11 protein-coding genes are annotated in these 16,916 nt (G+C 41.3%); 8 read left to right on the top strand and 3 right to left on the bottom strand.

Annotated elements, in window-relative coordinates; all coding sequences use genetic code 11:
- Positions 1-961 precede the first annotated feature (961 nt).
- The 3 genes from A8L45_RS18640 to A8L45_RS18630 all read left to right on the top strand — a co-directional run bounded on the left by A8L45_RS18640 (position 962) and on the right by A8L45_RS18630 (position 4,041).
- The gene (locus A8L45_RS18640) at positions 962-1,522 is read left to right on the top strand and encodes a CIA30 family protein (RefSeq protein WP_083228414.1); all 561 of its coding nucleotides are present in this window, start codon (positions 962-964) and stop codon (positions 1,520-1,522) included.
- A gap of 145 nt (positions 1,523-1,667) precedes the next feature.
- On the top strand, positions 1,668-2,831 hold the full coding sequence (locus tag A8L45_RS18635) for a DUF418 domain-containing protein (protein WP_068904866.1): 1,164 nt from the start codon (positions 1,668-1,670) through the stop codon (positions 2,829-2,831).
- A 418-nt stretch (positions 2,832-3,249) separates the two neighbouring features.
- Positions 3,250-4,041 (top strand): hypothetical protein, encoded by a 792-nt coding sequence (locus A8L45_RS18630; protein WP_068904865.1) that lies wholly within the window; start codon positions 3,250-3,252, stop codon positions 4,039-4,041.
- A gap of 328 nt (positions 4,042-4,369) precedes the next feature.
- Here A8L45_RS18630 and A8L45_RS23925 read toward each other — a convergent pair whose 3' ends face one another.
- Positions 4,370-4,525, bottom strand: coding sequence for a DUF2256 domain-containing protein (locus A8L45_RS23925; protein WP_083228413.1), 156 nt, complete (start codon positions 4,523-4,525; stop codon positions 4,370-4,372).
- Positions 4,526-5,092: 567 nt separating this feature from the next.
- Between A8L45_RS23925 and A8L45_RS18625 the strand changes: the two genes are divergently transcribed.
- The 3 genes from A8L45_RS18625 (at position 5,093) to A8L45_RS18615 (ending at position 10,667) form a co-directional block, all read left to right on the top strand.
- Positions 5,093-5,842: a MipA/OmpV family protein gene (locus A8L45_RS18625; protein WP_068904864.1), complete on the top strand. Its 750-nt coding sequence runs from the start codon at positions 5,093-5,095 to the stop codon at positions 5,840-5,842.
- A 530-nt stretch (positions 5,843-6,372) separates the two neighbouring features.
- On the top strand, positions 6,373-7,512 hold the full coding sequence (locus A8L45_RS18620; RefSeq protein WP_068904863.1) for an efflux RND transporter periplasmic adaptor subunit: 1,140 nt from the start codon (positions 6,373-6,375) through the stop codon (positions 7,510-7,512).
- Positions 7,513-7,553: 41 nt separating this feature from the next.
- Entirely contained in the window at positions 7,554-10,667 is a 3,114-nt protein-coding gene (locus tag A8L45_RS18615; RefSeq protein ID WP_245680770.1) for an efflux RND transporter permease subunit, read from the top strand.
- Between the two features lie 70 nt (positions 10,668-10,737).
- On the opposite strand, the gene A8L45_RS18610 is transcribed toward A8L45_RS18615, so the two are convergent.
- Together A8L45_RS18610 and A8L45_RS18605 are read right to left on the bottom strand one after the other, a co-directional pair.
- Positions 10,738-11,415 carry a DUF3334 family protein gene (locus A8L45_RS18610; RefSeq protein WP_068904862.1) on the bottom strand — a complete coding sequence of 226 codons (678 nt, stop codon included), beginning with the start codon at positions 11,413-11,415 and terminating at the stop codon, positions 10,738-10,740.
- A 145-nt stretch (positions 11,416-11,560) separates the two neighbouring features.
- Complete coding sequence (locus tag A8L45_RS18605) at positions 11,561-14,782, bottom strand: ATP-binding protein (protein ID WP_068904861.1); 3,222 nt, start codon at positions 14,780-14,782, stop codon at positions 11,561-11,563.
- A gap of 354 nt (positions 14,783-15,136) precedes the next feature.
- On the opposite strand from A8L45_RS18605, the gene A8L45_RS18600 reads away from it, so the two are divergent.
- Both A8L45_RS18600 and A8L45_RS18595 read left to right on the top strand, forming a co-directional pair.
- On the top strand, positions 15,137-15,490 hold the full coding sequence (locus A8L45_RS18600) for a DUF3802 family protein (protein ID WP_068904868.1): 354 nt from the start codon (positions 15,137-15,139) through the stop codon (positions 15,488-15,490).
- A 637-nt stretch (positions 15,491-16,127) separates the two neighbouring features.
- Positions 16,128-16,865 carry a tRNA-uridine aminocarboxypropyltransferase gene (locus tag A8L45_RS18595; protein WP_068904860.1) on the top strand — a complete coding sequence of 246 codons (738 nt, stop codon included), beginning with the start codon at positions 16,128-16,130 and terminating at the stop codon, positions 16,863-16,865.
- Positions 16,866-16,916: the final 51 nt, after the last annotated feature.

Here is a 16,916-nt window from a genome sequence, read left to right as displayed (position 1 = left end):
TTGGACTAGTTTTTGGGGAGCAGGTCAAGAGAGACTTTATCGAGTCAGTACGATAACGGGTTAACAGTAAAATTTAGTATCGATAAGTTTAGGGCATATGCTGAGAGCCAAGCATTTGGTTAATCGTTCACTGTTATTGTGTAAGCGAATTTATATCAGCAGAAACAGATAGTTAGATGGTGTGCATAATCAAAACCCACCAACGTAACTACGCTGGTGGGTGTTGTCAGAATTGACTGACTAAGATGAGAGTAGCCATTCCCCTAAGCCCGATGTTGCTTAACTGTACTTTATAAATGTTAATGTACATTATTAAGCAACGAATCTCATCATCGTTCTCGTTGTTAGTGGTTATTTCTACCTTCTTTTCAGCATTGCATGATGCTTACATTGTTTGAGTGTATTTAAGTGAGCATTTGTTCCCTAATTAAATCAATAAAAAATAAATAATCAGTAATGAAAATTAAATAGTCTTGTTTATATTTATCATTAATATTTTAAATATAAGCGGATGCTGCCCATACCTAATAATAAAATTTTGTTTGATTATTTTATTGTTTTTTATTAAACATTGTTTGAATTTGTCTCTATTTATCTTTTAATTCAGTATTTTGTTTTTTTATGTTTTTTTAATTTTTACCGATGTCTATCAAGTTGTGCGTTTGATACTTTGTTTCCAGTCTCACCAATACGCCGTAGATATGACAATCCACCTAGCTGATGTATTTTTTAGTAACGTACTTTACGGCTATATTTTCTTTTCCCTACCAGTCAATAATAACGAAAAAGATCAACGTGTTATTAGCTTTTCTTTTACCATCGATGTAACGGTATTTTGTTAACATTCCATTTTATGCCATGGCGTAGATCGCGGGGTGTAGATCGTAGGTAATACTTAGTATATCCAGATAGATAAGTGGCGGTATGTCTGGCTTAATGATTGACATAGAGAGGCACTCAGATGAAGAAGATTTGTTATGCTGTCACATTGCTCAGTTTTTGTTTGTATTCTTTAATGGCTGTCGCCAAGGGAGAAAAAGTGTTTGATTTTACGGAATCCTCAGAGGCTTCGAAGTGGATGGTGGTTAACGATGGCGTTATGGGTGGGATATCACGCTCTCGTATGATTATCGATGACGGCGTAGCTCATTTCCTTGGCTATTTGTCGCTTGAAAACAATGGTGGTTTTGCATCGGTAAGACGCCTAATACCAGATATGTCTGATAGCCGGTCGGATACGGTTACGCTGAGAGTGAAAGGTGATGGTCGACCTTATCAATTAAGAATTCGCACTGATCGAGCCTGGGATGGTGTCAGTTATCGTGCACTTTTTGATACCAACGACGGAGAGTGGCTGGATATTACCCTGAAAGCGAGCGACTTCTCTCCGGTATTTCGGGGCAGGCCAGTGAGAAATGTTCCTGAATTAAGGTTTCAGGATACAAAACAGTTAGGTTTCCTATTAGCGGATAAAAGAACAGGTGAGTTTCATTTAGAGGTATCGCAGTTATCGTTTCGTTAGCAAGTCCGCAAAAAAGGAGTGATATTTGTGTGTTAGCTGACACGCAGCCATAGCGTAAAAATTAACATATATATCAAATAGATGATACATTCTGTTGTACTTGGATTAATAACCTTTCAATGCCACTGACACAACAGGAGGTATCATGCGGATCATATCGTTAGATGTTCTTAGAGGGATAGCTGTTCTTGGTATTCTTTTTATGAACATATACCACCACGGCGACTTATTGAGTGGATATGTACAGTTTCCAGTAGTACCTCTCAGCGATACAGTCATAGAAACATTTAATACTCTTTTTGTTGATGGCCGCTTTAGAACGCTTTTCTGTTTGTTGTTTGGTGCTGGTTTGGCAATTCAATACCAAAGCAGTGTGAGTAGGGGGTTTACCCCTAATATTTGGATACGAAAAAGACTTAACTGGCTATTGTTTTTTGGCTTTCTGCATGCGGTGTTCATTTTTGGTGGTGATGTTCTGATGATGTACGCAGTGTCAGCCATAATGATTTACAAAAAGCTGTCGAACAATAATCCTAGAGCTTTATTAAATAACGCTATTGGTTGCATCGTTATTGGTATGTTGCTGACGATAGCGTTGACCTACACAATCGAAATATATACAGATTCAGAGCCATTACGTAACTCAACGGATCACATCGCACATTACGAGCAATGGTTTGGGCATTATGGTAATCAGGTTCTTTATCAGGGGGGCTTTGCTCTCATCTTCATCCTGTTGTCTCCGTTCTTTTTGTTCTGGCAAGTAGCTGGACTCATGTTTCTGGGGGCATATCTATATCGAATCGGTTTTTTCCAGCAGGGCTTGTCGCGTCGTCAATTTATTACGATTTTGGCTGTTGGTGTCACTACGACCATTTTTACTGTCTTGGCTCGCCGTTCAGGTTTGCTAACGACAGGTAGTTCCCTTAACCTAACGTCCTCAGTCTCTGCTGTATTTATCGCGCTTATCTATGCAGATTTGGTCGTAAAGGCACTTAAAAAAAACAGTAGGTTTTTAACGCTATTTGCGTCACCAGGTAAAATTGCCTTTACGTTGTATATTTCGCAGTCAATTATTATGGCAGTGCTGCTGCGCTGGGTGTTCCCCGAATTTCATCTCACTGCCAGCAGGTTGGACTATGTCTCCATAGCTGCGAGTTTTACCGTCGTTCAGGTTCTTTTTGCTCACATATATCTGCAATATTTTAACCAAGGTCCACTTGAGGCGCTGTGGCGGAAAGCATATCTCAACAGTGTTATGAAAAAACAACAGGCTGACGAAGCAAAGCTGGCCGACAACTCCGGCTAGCCATTGACCCATTTCTGGGCCGTATAGCCGAAACATAAAGGTGACACTTTGTTTCGGCTATCGGGTAATAGTAAAAAATTATTAGACATCTAATTTCATATTTTCCGCTCTGATATTTTATACTTAATCTCCTTCAGTACTAAATTTATGGACCTTAGCTGCTCCAACCTTACTAACTCCAATCATCTATCTTATGTAAATAAAATCATTAATATGAAAATATAATTACATCTATATATAGAATACCTCATGCCAATTTGTCTATTTTTGTGTACTAAAATGTCTCAAGGACAATTGCAAACATTGGACAAACAGAATATCTATTTCTAGTAACATTTATGTTTAGTTCAAATGAACGATAAAGCCACCGAATATGGCACTGTAATTCAACATCCCCAAAATATTCCATGGAGGGAATATGCAAAGGTTTTTACCCATATTGACTGTGGTTGTTTGCACCGTAATTGGAATGTTGGGATGTTGCCGGGATGATTCATTGTCAAAGAGCGCTCAGTTGAATACGTTGTTTAGTGGTGACTTTGACGCAGAGTCCTTTTATGTTTTTGCCTATTTGTCAGACCGAGGAGATAACCAGATTGATGTCAGCGTAAATATATCGGTGCAACAGGATGGGAAAGCCAATTTAGCTAATGTCGCATTGAGTGACTTTGACAAACTACTCGTCGTTTTTGATGGGTTAGAGGAACAGCTAAATGAGAGGCATGCGCAGTCATATTTTTCTTATACTGGCCGGGTCAGTGCTGGCGCAAATGAGTACAAGGTTGCCCTGATTCGTAATAATGTTGAAATTGCATCCGATATCGTTAATTTATTTCCCTTACCTTTCACTCCTACAGTGACTTATGCTGGTGATGTGCTTGATATTGAGTGGGGCGTTCAGGCAGAAAATCAATATGAGTATCAGGATAAGACGCTACGCTGTGAAAACCACCTCGAAAACCGGATATTTGTGAAATCGCCGGATATTATAAAAAACGAGCATTTGGTCAACTCTGGGCGCCTTAGAGTTAACATAAGCGAGCTTATCGACACACATAAATTGGGGTCGTTGGACAGGCTCAGAGATGTGTACAGAAAATGTATATTCACTACCCATATCATTGCTACTGTTCCCGAGGTGCAGTTTTCAAACTCAAGGCTAAACGTTAGTGTTAATCAAACCCGTATAGTGAATGTCGCACTCTGGTAATACCCACATTTTGAATAGATTCCATGCTGTACATACAAACCATACCTCAGTTTAAAAGTGTCATTTTGAAAGCGTATTGAAATTATCTTGAGATAGCTCAATAGCCAAACATGTCGATGGGGTAAGCGGAATTGTTTAATCCACTCAAACGCTTACAAGGTCCGCGAGGTAGACGGCTATAACGGCTGATTCGTGTGAATGGACTGAAGTACTTCAGACGTTGATGATTTGGCGGGCGCGACAAAAGACTTTCTAAGCATCTACTATTTGAAACTCGAGTAATGAGCGCTATTTAAATAGAACCGGCATTGTCGAAATTCTCTCTTTATTAGCCATCAACGTTGAGTACTTTACTTCTTTTGTTTCTTCGACAGCGTTCTGAGCAGTACACAATCTGCTCCCACTGTGATGCCCACTTCTTTCTCCAGTTAAACGAAAATCCACATACTGGGCAGACCTTATGTGGAAGCTGTGATTTTTTCACTGATGATTATCCTTATAACGATATGCTGCGCTGAGCTGTGCTGAGGAGTAGTAAGGTGTCGAATGTAATAACGATAGTCTGCTGCTGTAGGATCAATGCATAAGCTAAATACTGAAAATATAGTGGGATAAGAGTGAACGTTCGGCTCTGCAACTTTTTTATGAGTGCAACTGTATTGTGAGAGTAAAGTGAATCACACTTGAGATAAATGAATGGTAATGCCTTAAACCTCATTATATTCAGCTAAGCTCACATGGTCTGGCGACTAAGGAGCACTGTGATTATTTCCTGTATCATTTTTAGTTGTTATTCATATTGTTGTAAACACAATTGGAAGTGTTATCACCATGATGGCATTGTTTTATAACAAAGTAAGCCATCGTTACAAAGGTAAAAAAACAAATAGATACTTGAGTAAAGGCGAGCCTCTCCTTTATGGCTCGCTGTCAGATTTTTTTGGGAATTATCGATATGGAATTTGAGGCTATCAGCAAAAAATTTCCTGCAGGTTGGAATTTAATTCTGGTTGACCTGTTCCTATTGTTGAATAGATAAGGGGAGTTTGTGATGAAAAAGTTTGGGGTGTTACTTGTGGGCGCTATGTCTATGGCGTCAGTGCCTTCATATGCCTTCTTCGAAAAGCCGGAAGACGGTAAGTTTTACGATTATGGCTTTATTGGCGTTAGCGCGGTTGCCGATAAATCAGTATATTCTGCCGATAACAAAGCAAAGTTTCGTTTATCACCAAGTACTTTTTATAATGGTGAATTTGGTTTTGTAGAGGGAACATTATTCAATGTTTCTGTTTTACCTTATGTTGGGTTATCGGGTAACTGGCGATTCGCCGAGGTATCTGAAGACGTAACAACGTTACCGAAAGGGATAAAAGAGCGAGATGCCAGCGGAGAATTGGGTGTCACTTTTGGAACTGTTGGTGCCCGTATCACGTTACTTCATGATGTTACTAGTCAGCATGATGGGTATGAGCTTCAGCTTTACTTAGCAAGAGCGTTTGAATTACCTATTGATGGCTTATCTATTTCCCCTTTTGTCGGTGCAGATTTTAGAGATAAAAAGCTGTCAAACCACCTCTATGGCATTTCTGCCGCAGAAGCAGCGGCTTCAGGTTTAAAAGCTTTCACCGAATCAAACACACGTTCATTCAAAACAGGCATCACCGGCTTGTACGAGGTTTTTCCAAATTGGAACATCCTGGGTAAAGTGAAGCTCAATTATCATGATACAGAGAGCCCGCTTGTCCGCCAACGCTTTGGCATAGCAACCAGTCTTGGTGTTGTCTACAGCTTTGGCGACTAACACTAGAAATATATCTATTTTTAGCTAACCCCAGTGATTATTTTCACATATCATTGGGGTTATTTTCATATAACTTTCCTTAGTGAATTCCATTGTAAAGCATATATATTCAATATGTTAGTGATTAATGATGTGCGGTTAATTTTCGTATAGCTTATTGAGTATTATTTTCGTGACACGACTTACTCATTTCAGGTGCTAACTTTTTCATAGACAAAGGAATGAATGCTTTTCATTCTGATTTTTAATATTGGTTTTAGACTTTCTCTTGTGTTTTTTTTATTTTTTTGTTTTAAACGATTTAAATAATAAAGATAGCAGTGTTGATTTTTATTTAGTGGATTCTGTATTTAAGGATGGATTTTATGTTTTGCTTTTTGATTACCCTTCGAAGCCCGCCCGTTTTAAACTACTTCACAGTTAGTCAGAAAATATAATCTCATTACTCGATAGCATGTATTAATATTTCATCCACGTAATAGGTGGAATAAAGATATTAAAATCAGAGTTTTATTTATGTGGGTTAAAATATGTCTACCAGACATTTTCGATATCTTCTTCCATTCGTGGTGTTTCTCGCAAGCTGCGTGGGTTACGTCGCGATTGCTGAAAATGCGCCGAACAAAGTACAAAAAGATAAAAAAGAAGAGACGCTATCTGTCACCGCTGCACCACTTTTACCAATACGTTACCAAGTTGATTTGACCAGTTATGGCGAAGTTAAATCTTTTGAAACCACACAGCTATCTTCTCAAGTGTCAGGAACAGTGACCAGCCGAAATAAAAAGTTTTCTGTCGGGGGTATCATCAAGCGTGGTGAAGTGTTGTTCTCTCTGGATAAGGGTAATTATCTTGCTGCACTTTCAGAAGCAGAAGCGGGGCTGGTGTCTGCGGAGGCTGCACTAATAAAAGAGAGAGCCTTGGCTAGAGTGGCGGCAAGACAGGCCAGAAGAATGAACAAAAATAAAGTCACAGACTTGTTCCTTCGTAAACCGCAACTGCTAACCGCAGAAGCTAAAGTGAAGTCGGCACTCTCCTTACTTAATCGTGCAAAAAGAGATTTGACGCACTGTAATGTTGTTGCCCCTTTTGATGCTTTGGTTGTCGCTAAGCACATAGGGGTAGGGCAATATGTGGTTGCTGGTACACCCCTTGCCATTCTTGACAACATTGAGCGAGCAGAAATCCATATCCCCATTGCTGGCTTTGATGCCCCATTTTTGCCATCTAATGTGGCTGGTCTTCTTGCATCCGTGACACTGAGAGATATTGCCCGAGATGTAAAAAGAACAGGTCAGATTATCAGAGATTTAGGCACGATTGATTCAGAGACTCGAATGACAAGTCTGGTGGTTCGTCTTGATGATCCCTATGGGCTTAAAACGAATAAACCAGTTGTTAAATTTGGTTCGTTTGTAAAAGTTGATTTTAAGGGGACTACGCTTGATCAGGTATACAAGCTGAGGCAAGACTTGGTCAAAAATGACAATATCTGGGTAGTGAATAAAGAGCATAAGCTGGCTACAAGGATGACGAAAATCATAAGACAGAGAGGGCAATATGTTTTTGTGAAAGGGGAGTTTGAGCATCAGGATCAGATTGTTTTATCCGTCCCTGACTACCCTGAAAATGGAACTCCCGTCGACATCAAGACGAAAATAACGTTCTAGAAATGTTGTGGACGACATGATTAATCTTGAGGGGTAGGAAAGTGAATAAAAGTGCTCCCCAACGTCGCGGCATTATATATTATTTTGCTAACAACTCAGTAGCATCAAACCTAATGGCGATATTTCTTGTCGTGATTGGCGCGTTGTGTTTCATCGACATCCAGAGGCAGATTTACCCCAACAAAAAAGACGAATTCGTCAACATTTACGCCACCTTCCCCGGAGCGTCTCCTGAAGAATTAGAGAGCTTGGTACTCGAAAAAATAGAAAACACGCTGATTGATTTGCCGGGTATTACAGACTCTCTTACTACCGCTAAGCGGGGTTTAGGTCATATTTCACTCAAGATAGACAGTAAGACCCCGCCTGAAGATATGGTTTATCGTATTAAAGAAAGAGTCGATGCGATTACAGGCTTTCCTGAGGGTCTCGAATCAACAGTTGTCTCTCAAGGCAAGATCGATCATCTGGTGATGGAATTGGTGGTAACGGGTGACGTTCCTTTGCCAGAGCTTGTCCCCATTGCAACGAATGTAGGCAATGAATTGAGGCAATTGACAATGGTGTCTGATGTTGTGGTGAGAACCCCTGAATTTGAAATTGCTTTTGAAATTGATCCTACCGTGCTCAGGCAATACAACTTGACTCTTTCATCGATCAGCGAAGCAATTAAGAGATTCTCTGCCAATCTATCGGCCGGGCATATTGTTACAGCGAGTGGCGATTTATCGGTTCGGATTGAAAACCAGTATTACGAAGGGAAAGATTTTGGTGACATACCCGTGAAGCTTGGTGCAAATGGTGGTGAGCTTCTCCTTCAGGATATTGCAGTAATTAAAGATGGATTCACCGAGAGAGAGAGGCACTTTAAGTTCTCTGGTGCGAACGCGATAAATATTACGGTAAATGCTACTGATAATGAAAACATGGTGAAAGTTGCCAATGCCGTTCGGCAATTCATCGAACAAAAGAACCCTGATTTACCGCCGGGAATAGAGATAAAGGCTGTGCTCGATATGACCTATTATCTCAACGAGCGATTGGAAATGATGTTAAACAACCTACTTGAGGGAGCACTGTTAGTTGGATTAATGCTGGCAATTTTTTTGAATGTCAGATTAGCAGTATGGGCAATGCTTGGGTTACCAGTCAGTTTTTTTGGTGCTGTCATACTCATGTACTTCGTGGGTATCAGTCTGAATGTGATCAGTTTGTTTGCGTTTATTATGGTGCTGGGCATTGTTGTCGACAACGCAATCATTATTAGTGAAAGCGTGAGTAACGAGCAAGAGCATAGCCCGGGTAAACACGGAACAGACATTGTTATTCGGGGTGTTGAGCGAGTTGCAACGCCGGCCATATTTGGTGTGTTGACCACAGTCGCTATGTTTGTTCCTTTTTTATTCGCGTCAGGTTCAGGTCAACTTTATTTTTTTGAAATTGCTGCAGTATCAATTTTTTGTTTACTTTTTAGCTTATTGCAATCGAAACTTATTTTACCATCAAACCTTGCACAGACCTCAGTCACTGTTAATAAACCTAATAAGTATCGACAGCAGTTTAACAGCGCTTTCCAACGCTTGGTCAACGGGCCATATCGTCGCTTCATATTATGCTGTGTCAATTTCCGGTGGACAATTGTCTCTGCATTCTTGTGTGCGATGTGTCTGACATGGGCCATGTTCAACTATGGATATGTCAGGTCAGCGCTTATTCCAAAAGTACCTCAAGACTTTCCCTCTATTCATATTCATATGAATAAAAATACCTCTGGTGAGCAAATGGTGGAGGTACTCAAAGACATTGAAACCCGAATAAAGCAGATCGATCATGGCATCGAGAGTGAGTACGGGCAGAAAATGATCAGTGAGATCTTGTCAATGAATTTAAATAGAAACACGGGAGTCATGATCATTAAATTGGTTGACGATAAAAAAAGGCCAGTATCAACTTTTGATTTATCCCGGAGATGGCGAGAGGAATTACCAATATACCCCGGTGTAAGGTCGTTATTTATCGTTGATAGTTTTGCTGGAGAGGACAACCTACATGACATCGGCATTTCTCTGACTGGTCAAGATGTCAGCCAACTTAACCAGGCGGCTTCTGCCGTTATGGCCTTGCTGAGACCGCAAACAGGTGTATTTGATGTGTCATCCACACTTGACTTAGGTAGCCAGGAATTACGCCTGACACTTTTGCCGATAGCCTATAAATTAGGGTTAGATTTATCGACAATTGCTTCTCAAGTGGGGCATGGCTTTTATGGAGGAATCGCACAGAGGATTTCGAGATATGGTGAAGACGTCAGGGTAGTTGTCCGATATCCCAAGCATACCCGTGAAGCTGTTTCATCACTGGCGTATACGGTGATCAAAACGCCTCAAGGGAAACAGGTAATGCTTGGTGATATAGCCAAGATAGAGTTAAAACCTGGCCTCAGTGAGATCAGGAGAGAGAAGGGCGAAAGAAGCGTTTATATATTTGGCTCTCTGGATGAGGAGCTGATAACAGCAGATGACTTTTTCAATACTCTCAAAGAAGGGGTTATTCCAAGCGTTAAAAATGCTTTTCCTGATGTTAACGTGACCCTTAACGGAGAGGTCAATAAAGAAGCCGATGCGCAGAAAGAGCAGGCGATATTTTTTGTGGTTGGTATGATGGCCGTCTATATCCTGCTCGCGGTGCCACTTCGGAGCTATGCCCAGCCCATCATCATTATGCTTGTTATTCCCTTTAGTTTTATTCTGCCTATCTGGGTCCATATTGTTCTAGATATGGATATCAATATGATGTCAACGTTTGGACTTGTTGCGGCCGCGGGTGTCGTGATCAACGACTCTCTCGTGATAATGGACTTTATTAATCGATACATTAAAAAAGGACATAGCTTAGAAAGTGCGGTGGTGGAAGCTGGTTGTAAGCGGTTCAGGGCTATTACACTGACGTCAATAACAACATTCGTTGGTTTGCTCCCGATTATGTTTGAGAGCAGTTTGCAGGCGCAATTTGTTATACCTATGGCTGTGTCGCTGGCGTTTGCGGTGTTATTTGCAACTTTGGTCAGTTTGATTCTGGTGCCCTGTTCATTTTTGATTTGGCAAGATGTTCGGATGATGCCGACGGTTGGCAGTGACCAGAAGAGCAACGCGTGAACGCCGTATGCCAGATTTTAAAATCAGAGCTAACACGGCGCACTAAAAAGTTTGCTTACTGCTAATTTGGTCACGACGTTTTGGCTTTTGTTGTCGTGCGTTTTGTTCGTCTTCTAGGTGCTGGTTTCGTTTCGGCAAGATGCTTGGCAACTTCCTCTTCAAGGATCGTATCAGGATCGACCACTTTCTCTGTTTTAAAGGGTTCCAGCTGAATAAACTCAGTGTCCTCGACCGCAAACTCTAAGTAAAAGTTGTGGCACTCTTCGGTGATGAAGCTCACTCGCCGTGATGCTGGTTTATCGACATGCCCATCGATAGTCACGCTGATCTTCTTGTTAAACGTCATCATTTTTGGCTGGTTCTGAGTGATGCTGGTATGAAGGGAGCGTTGCACTTTGCCAGAAAAGTCGCCTAGCATTTGATTCATTAGTTCACCCAATACATCGCCAACTTCATCTGCAGTATGAATGGTTGTCAGTTCCTCTTTTGGGATTCCCATTGTCAGCATATATTTTTGATAGATTTCCAGCGCCGCTTTAGCATCAAAATTGATCACCACAAGACCGGAGAAACCACCTTCAAACAGGACGAAACAACCAATGTCTGGTTTCAAACTTGTTTTGTCTATTTTTTGAACAAATGCCGAGTGGGTAACACTCGAGTTTGTTCCTTTTGTCAGTACATCAGTAACGGACTGACAGAGTTTGAGCAATATATCATCTGAGGTCAAAATCGTTTTTTTTGTCATGGTCGCATCCGCAAGTCAGTAAGCAACACTAGCTAGTTTGGCACTAAAAAATAGAATGTGCTTAATAACAAGATTATTTTTTATGCAAGAATTTAACGGAATGACATTCCAAAAAAGTCTTTTGCATCAAACACAAGGTCAAAAATCAGTCTTGGCTACCTACGGACTTTTCGAGGTTTAAACGCCGATCTTCAATAATCCTCAGACAGGTTGGCAAATCCCTTTTAAGTTCACTCAGTAATGCCAGCGTATCGGGCGACTCCTCTCGGCATGCAATCTCTATTTTCTGGCATAGTTGTGATAGGTGGTCAGCCCCCACACTGCTGGTAGACGTTTTTAGCTTATGCGCAGCTTGTTTGATTTCTTCAAAATTAAATGGCGGGTCGGATTCGGATAAACCTGACAACTCTGGTACACAATGTTTATTAAATTCATTCAGAACGGCGAGATATGTCGCTTCATCACCCCAGAATAGTTTTTCAAGTACATTGGCTCTGAGCCGAAACTTTTCCATGTCCTTATCTGACAAACCGGGTTTTAATAGGGATGAGGGAACATCCGTATCTATGGGGTTTGGTGTGTCGTCGGCGGACGCTCCCTCATTTTGTAGCCACTTGTCAAGTACACCTTCTATATCGCCCATCTCAACAGGTTTACTAATAAAGTCATCCATTCCAGCTTCGAAGCACTTATCCGCCTCACCGACTAAAACGTTTGCAGTTAAAGCAATGACAGGGACTCGTATACCATCTCCTTTTTGTATCTCGCGGAGTCGACGGGTCAGCTCATAGCCGTCCATTTCGGGCATATGGCAGTCAGTCAGCACAATGTCGAATTCATCTTTACGGTAAGCTTGTTCTGCTTCAACGCCGTTTTCTGTCATGGTCACTTTGTAGCCAAGATAATTTAACTGCTTTTCAATAACGACCTGATTAGTCAGATTATCTTCTGCTACCAAGATATGCCCTTTATTAATGAGCGCTGGTTGTTTGAGGGATTCTTTTTGTTGTCTGTGAAATACCGGAAAGTCTGGAGATTTAATCCCAGCACAAATAAGCAGACCGTTTATCAGTAATGTCAGCTTTAGAGGAGAGGCATGAATAGAAAAAACATCGGTTGCGCCGTACTTATGGACGGGGAGGCGCGTATCCATTTCTAGATACCGAAGATCGGTATTTTTTGCATATTCAAGCTGGTTTTTAGTGAATAGATAGTCATCACAAACAATAATGTATTTTTTGTCATTATCAAATGAATGCGGATCTCTTGCTAACTGATGAATTGGGATTGTTCTGGGCTCGAGGCCGATATGATTAAGGTACTTGTTAACCATGGTGTGCAGAGGACCGGAGTTAAGCGTATCGATAATCACAAAACCCTCAAGGCCATTCACTTGTTCCTTGTACGATGCAACATAGTCAGCAGGTGCAGTTTCTTGCGACCTCTCCAAGGCGAAATTTACCGTGAAGCTGGTTCCGAATCCCTCTTCACTGGAAACAGAGATATCGCCGTTTAGCATATTGATGATATTTCTTGATATCGCCAGCCCTAAGCCTGAACCGCCATAGCGACGAGTGGTAGAAAACTCAGCCTGAGTAAAAGGTTGGAATATTGCTGCCAATTTTTCTTTGCTGATGCCAATACCATTGTCTCTCACCTCAATTTTAATGTCTGCGTGTGAGTCATTCTCGTCCGAATTTTCAAGGAATATCCATACCTGCACCATGCCGCTTTGTTCTTTACGGCTAGAGAACTTTATTCCATTACCTATGAGGTTAAATAGTATCTGCTTAATTCTGATTGGGTCGCCAAGGAGGTTATCTGGAATATTGGTATCAACATAAAGTGCTAGCTTGACGTTTTTGCTCATCGCTTCAGCGGCAAAGTTGTCCATCACTTGTTCAGCAATACTTCGTATGTAAAAAGGGACTTTATCGAGACTCATCTTGCCCGCCTCAATGCGGGAAAAATCAAGAATGTCATTAATAATACCAAGCAAGGTCAGTGCGGATTCCCGGACAGTATTAGCAAGCCCGAGTTGGGTTGCATCAAGATTTGAACGCCTGAGGATATCAATCATCCCAATGACACCATTCATTGGAGTGCGGATTTCATGACTCATAGCAGCAAGAAACTGTGCCTTGGCGATAGAAGCTGATTCAGCTCTTTCTTTCTGATAAACAAGTTGCTCGCGAGCTTGGTTCCGGGAAATGATATGGTCACGGAACAAACTAAGGGCAAAAGAGATTTGTCCGACTTCATCACGACGATCCCGAAACATAATAGGTATCTCAGTGTTACCCTGAGAAAGTTGGAACATGGTGTCTGCCAGCTTTGCGATAGGTCTGGTGACATTGCGATATACAGATAACGTAATGACAACACTGGCAAATGCGATAATTCCAAAGAGTGCAAGAAAGGATGTCTGATTGGTTTTTAGTATTTTCTGCTGATCACTCAGGGTATCCACAGCGATGGTACTATTGTCTTCGGACAGCGAAGTGAGGCTTTCTATCAATTCGCCATAAGCGTTTTTGGTTAGCGCATTAGACGCTGCAATAACTTTCGACTTCCCACTGGGGTCGTAGGCATCGAAGATTTGGTTAGCGTTTTTATTCAGTTGCTCATAAAGTTTCACAATCGCCTCTAAATCAGGGGTGCTGCCGAATGCCCCCTGATAAAGGCCGAGATAATGATAAAAATCGGCGTTGGTTTGCGCGGCATTCCGTTTACTGGTCGGGCTGCCATTAATATGTGAGCCTATGATGTTAAAGATGCCTTCAGACTGCATTAACAACTCATCAAGGTAGAGTTTCTGTCGAACTTGATCTTTATTGGCTACGTCCAACGGCGCAGCTATTTCTCTTATGTGAAACCGAATTTTTTCGACAATATTAGATTTTATTAAATTCTGTTGTTCGTTTACCCATTGCTCAGATTTTGGGTTGAACAGTTTTATAACCGTTTCCTCTGCCTCTTTCACGTAGGTATTAAACACTTTCTCAATGTGTTGCAGAGGAACAGCCTCATTAGCATATTCCGCTTTTAAGTCTTGCAACGCCAATTCGAAACTCTTTTTACGCGCTCTAAATACATCAGCACTCTCGGCGTCACCGATGGAATATCTGACCAGCGCCGTATTCATTTCTGCAGAGAACCTGACCAATGAGGAAGACATGAGAGAGAGAAAAATAACTCTGCGACTGGCGTCATGGGTGTCTTGGCTGGCATCTTTCAACATGACATAACTTGAGGCGGATATCACGGTGACCAAAATAGTCATAATGGCCATTGCCATCCCAACTTTTGCAACAATGCCTTTAAGATAGGGCTTTCCTGTGTATCGCTGAAAACGTTTAACGCTCATTCCTTTCCTTTAAAAACGCAGTTAATCCCGTCAAATCAAGCAGTATCCGCTCGTTTCTTTATGAGCCGGATTCAACAACCTACCCAAAATGGCAGGATGTTTCTCTTTTCAATTTCAGCGACTAACATTTATGAGTAATATTTTTTTGAATCTTTAGGCAAGACTGTCACAGGTTAGTGGTACGTTGTCTACACTGGTTATTCTTAACCAACAGCGGCTTACAGATAATGTAGCGGCTGAGAAAACGGTCTCATTGACTGTATGCGAAAAAAGTGAACTGACTCCCTGAAATTCAGTGATTCTTTTGACAATGAGACATTATTTTTGATTTGCGGCTTTGCCGGGGGCGAAAACATGGTTGTTGACACAGATGGCTACAATGCACTCGTGGACTTCTTTATGGAAAACATGGATAAGTTTGAAGTTGCGGGAGAACCGGATGGCGAAATCACCGTTGATGAATTTGTTCATGACCTGCTAGTGGAACAATTAATGGCCATTTGTGACCAGAACAAATCTATGAAATCTGAGATTCGGTTTATGGTGATGCGAGAGGCAGACATCATCATTGCAGACCTTGAGCAAGCACTGTGCGAGGTTTGGCAGAAAGTACCGTCTAAAGCTCAGAAGGATTTTTTGTCCGAATTTATCGGACTCATCAAAAACATGTTTGATGCTTCGGTTTCAGAGTTTAGTGTGTCATCCTGAACACACTCAGACAGAAACTCCCTAGAGCAATATATTTAATTCATAAAGGTATAAACTTGAAGTGTTGAGAGTTTACTGATGGACCAAGAACTCGTCTCTACGCCCGTATTTTCATTGAATTTTTAACGCTATATTTTTGGTCACCTCTACTTTCTTTACCTACATGTAGCAGACAAAACTACCACTAAAAGATAACGACGCAATAGGGCAGTGATACATCCATAAGACCAGTATCGGTAGTAGCAGAAGAGCACTTTTACTGTATATTTGCTTTTGACAGTATTGACTCGAAGTTTACATTTACACTTTTGTGTTTTGAAACGAAGGATTTAGTTGAAGCCCACTTAAGAAGAAATTCCTTATTGAAATATTGGATATGCAGTTTTAACTATTCTAGACACTTTACCTGCACGAACCGATTTTCACATGAGATGTAATGGGCTTACAAAATGGTACAGAAAAGCCTGCTATTGGGTATGAATGAAAGGATAAAACCAATCAGTTAGGGAAATAAACATGCTCCAAATTCATCCTCAGGCGCGTGTCGATATACATTTTTAAAGTTCTTATCGAGGTTGTCTGACATAGCCTATCGGCCTAGAATGCGTTTAAAAATTTCTCTGGCGCAGCTACAAAGATGCAGATACACGCAATTCATAAACTCTATCAATATCGACTATCCAAAGCGACCAAACCGTTTCGAGCTCGGGGTGCCAACGTAGATCGCTGTAAATTTTGCTTGATCGCAAGGCACCTCTGCATTTGTGATGAAAAAGTCACCCTCGACACCAATGCGGCATTTATGCTGGTGATGTATGATGATGAGGTATTAAAACCGAGTAATACAGGTAGGTTGATTGCCGATACGGTTAAGGATACCTCAGGTTTTATTTGGTCACGCACCGAGCCAGATCCAAAAATGCTTGAAATCTTAAATCACCCTGACTGGCAACCTTATGTGGTGTTTCCTTCGCAATATGCTGAACCAGAGCGAGTCGTGTCGGCACCGAAGACAGAGCAGGGTAAACGTCCTTTATTTATTCTAATCGATGGTACCTGGCAAGAAGCGAAGAAAATTTTTCGTAAAAGCCAATGGCTAGCACATTTTCCCGTATTAAGCATTCAAAGCTCGGATGTATCCCGGTATAAAGTCCGTACAGCAAATGGGGAAAACCAACTTGCTACCGCAGAAGTCGCCGCGAGAGTGCTGGATTTGAACGGGGAAAGTAAGGCGAGTACTTGTCTCGATGCATGGTTTGATGTTTTTAGAGAACATTATCTCGCAGGAAAACGACAAAAACCTCTGCCCGTGCAGGGCGCTCTGTCCAGTTTTAGGCGTTTATCCTCTATAGACTTCGATTTATCTTGCGAGTGACCTCAAACCCTTGAGGTAAAAATACCGTTGGGCGGCGTTTATGAACCGTTC

The sequence above is a fragment of the Veronia pacifica genome, assembly GCF_001707825.1.
Classification (GTDB): Bacteria; Pseudomonadota; Gammaproteobacteria; order Enterobacterales; family Vibrionaceae; genus Veronia; species Veronia pacifica.
This window is presented reverse-complemented; position numbering and strand designations above follow the sequence as displayed.

Excerpts from the sequence above, each read along its gene's own strand:
- A8L45_RS18640 (WP_083228414.1), top strand. The coding sequence starts at position 962 with ATGAAGAAGATTTGTTATGCTGTCACATTGCTCAGTTTTTGTTTGTAT.
- A8L45_RS18635 (WP_068904866.1), top strand. The coding sequence starts at position 1,668 with ATGCGGATCATATCGTTAGATGTTCTTAGAGGGATAGCTGTTCTTGGT.
- A8L45_RS18630 (WP_068904865.1), top strand. The coding sequence starts at position 3,250 with ATGCAAAGGTTTTTACCCATATTGACTGTGGTTGTTTGCACCGTAATT.
- A8L45_RS18625 (WP_068904864.1), top strand. The coding sequence starts at position 5,093 with ATGAAAAAGTTTGGGGTGTTACTTGTGGGCGCTATGTCTATGGCGTCA.
- A8L45_RS18620 (WP_068904863.1), top strand. The coding sequence starts at position 6,373 with ATGTCTACCAGACATTTTCGATATCTTCTTCCATTCGTGGTGTTTCTC.
- A8L45_RS18610 (WP_068904862.1), bottom strand. The coding sequence starts at position 11,415 with ATGACAAAAAAAACGATTTTGACCTCAGATGATATATTGCTCAAACTC.
- A8L45_RS18605 (WP_068904861.1), bottom strand. The coding sequence starts at position 14,782 with ATGAGCGTTAAACGTTTTCAGCGATACACAGGAAAGCCCTATCTTAAA.
- A8L45_RS18600 (WP_068904868.1), top strand. The coding sequence starts at position 15,137 with ATGGTTGTTGACACAGATGGCTACAATGCACTCGTGGACTTCTTTATG.
- A8L45_RS18595 (WP_068904860.1), top strand. The coding sequence starts at position 16,128 with ATGCAGATACACGCAATTCATAAACTCTATCAATATCGACTATCCAAA.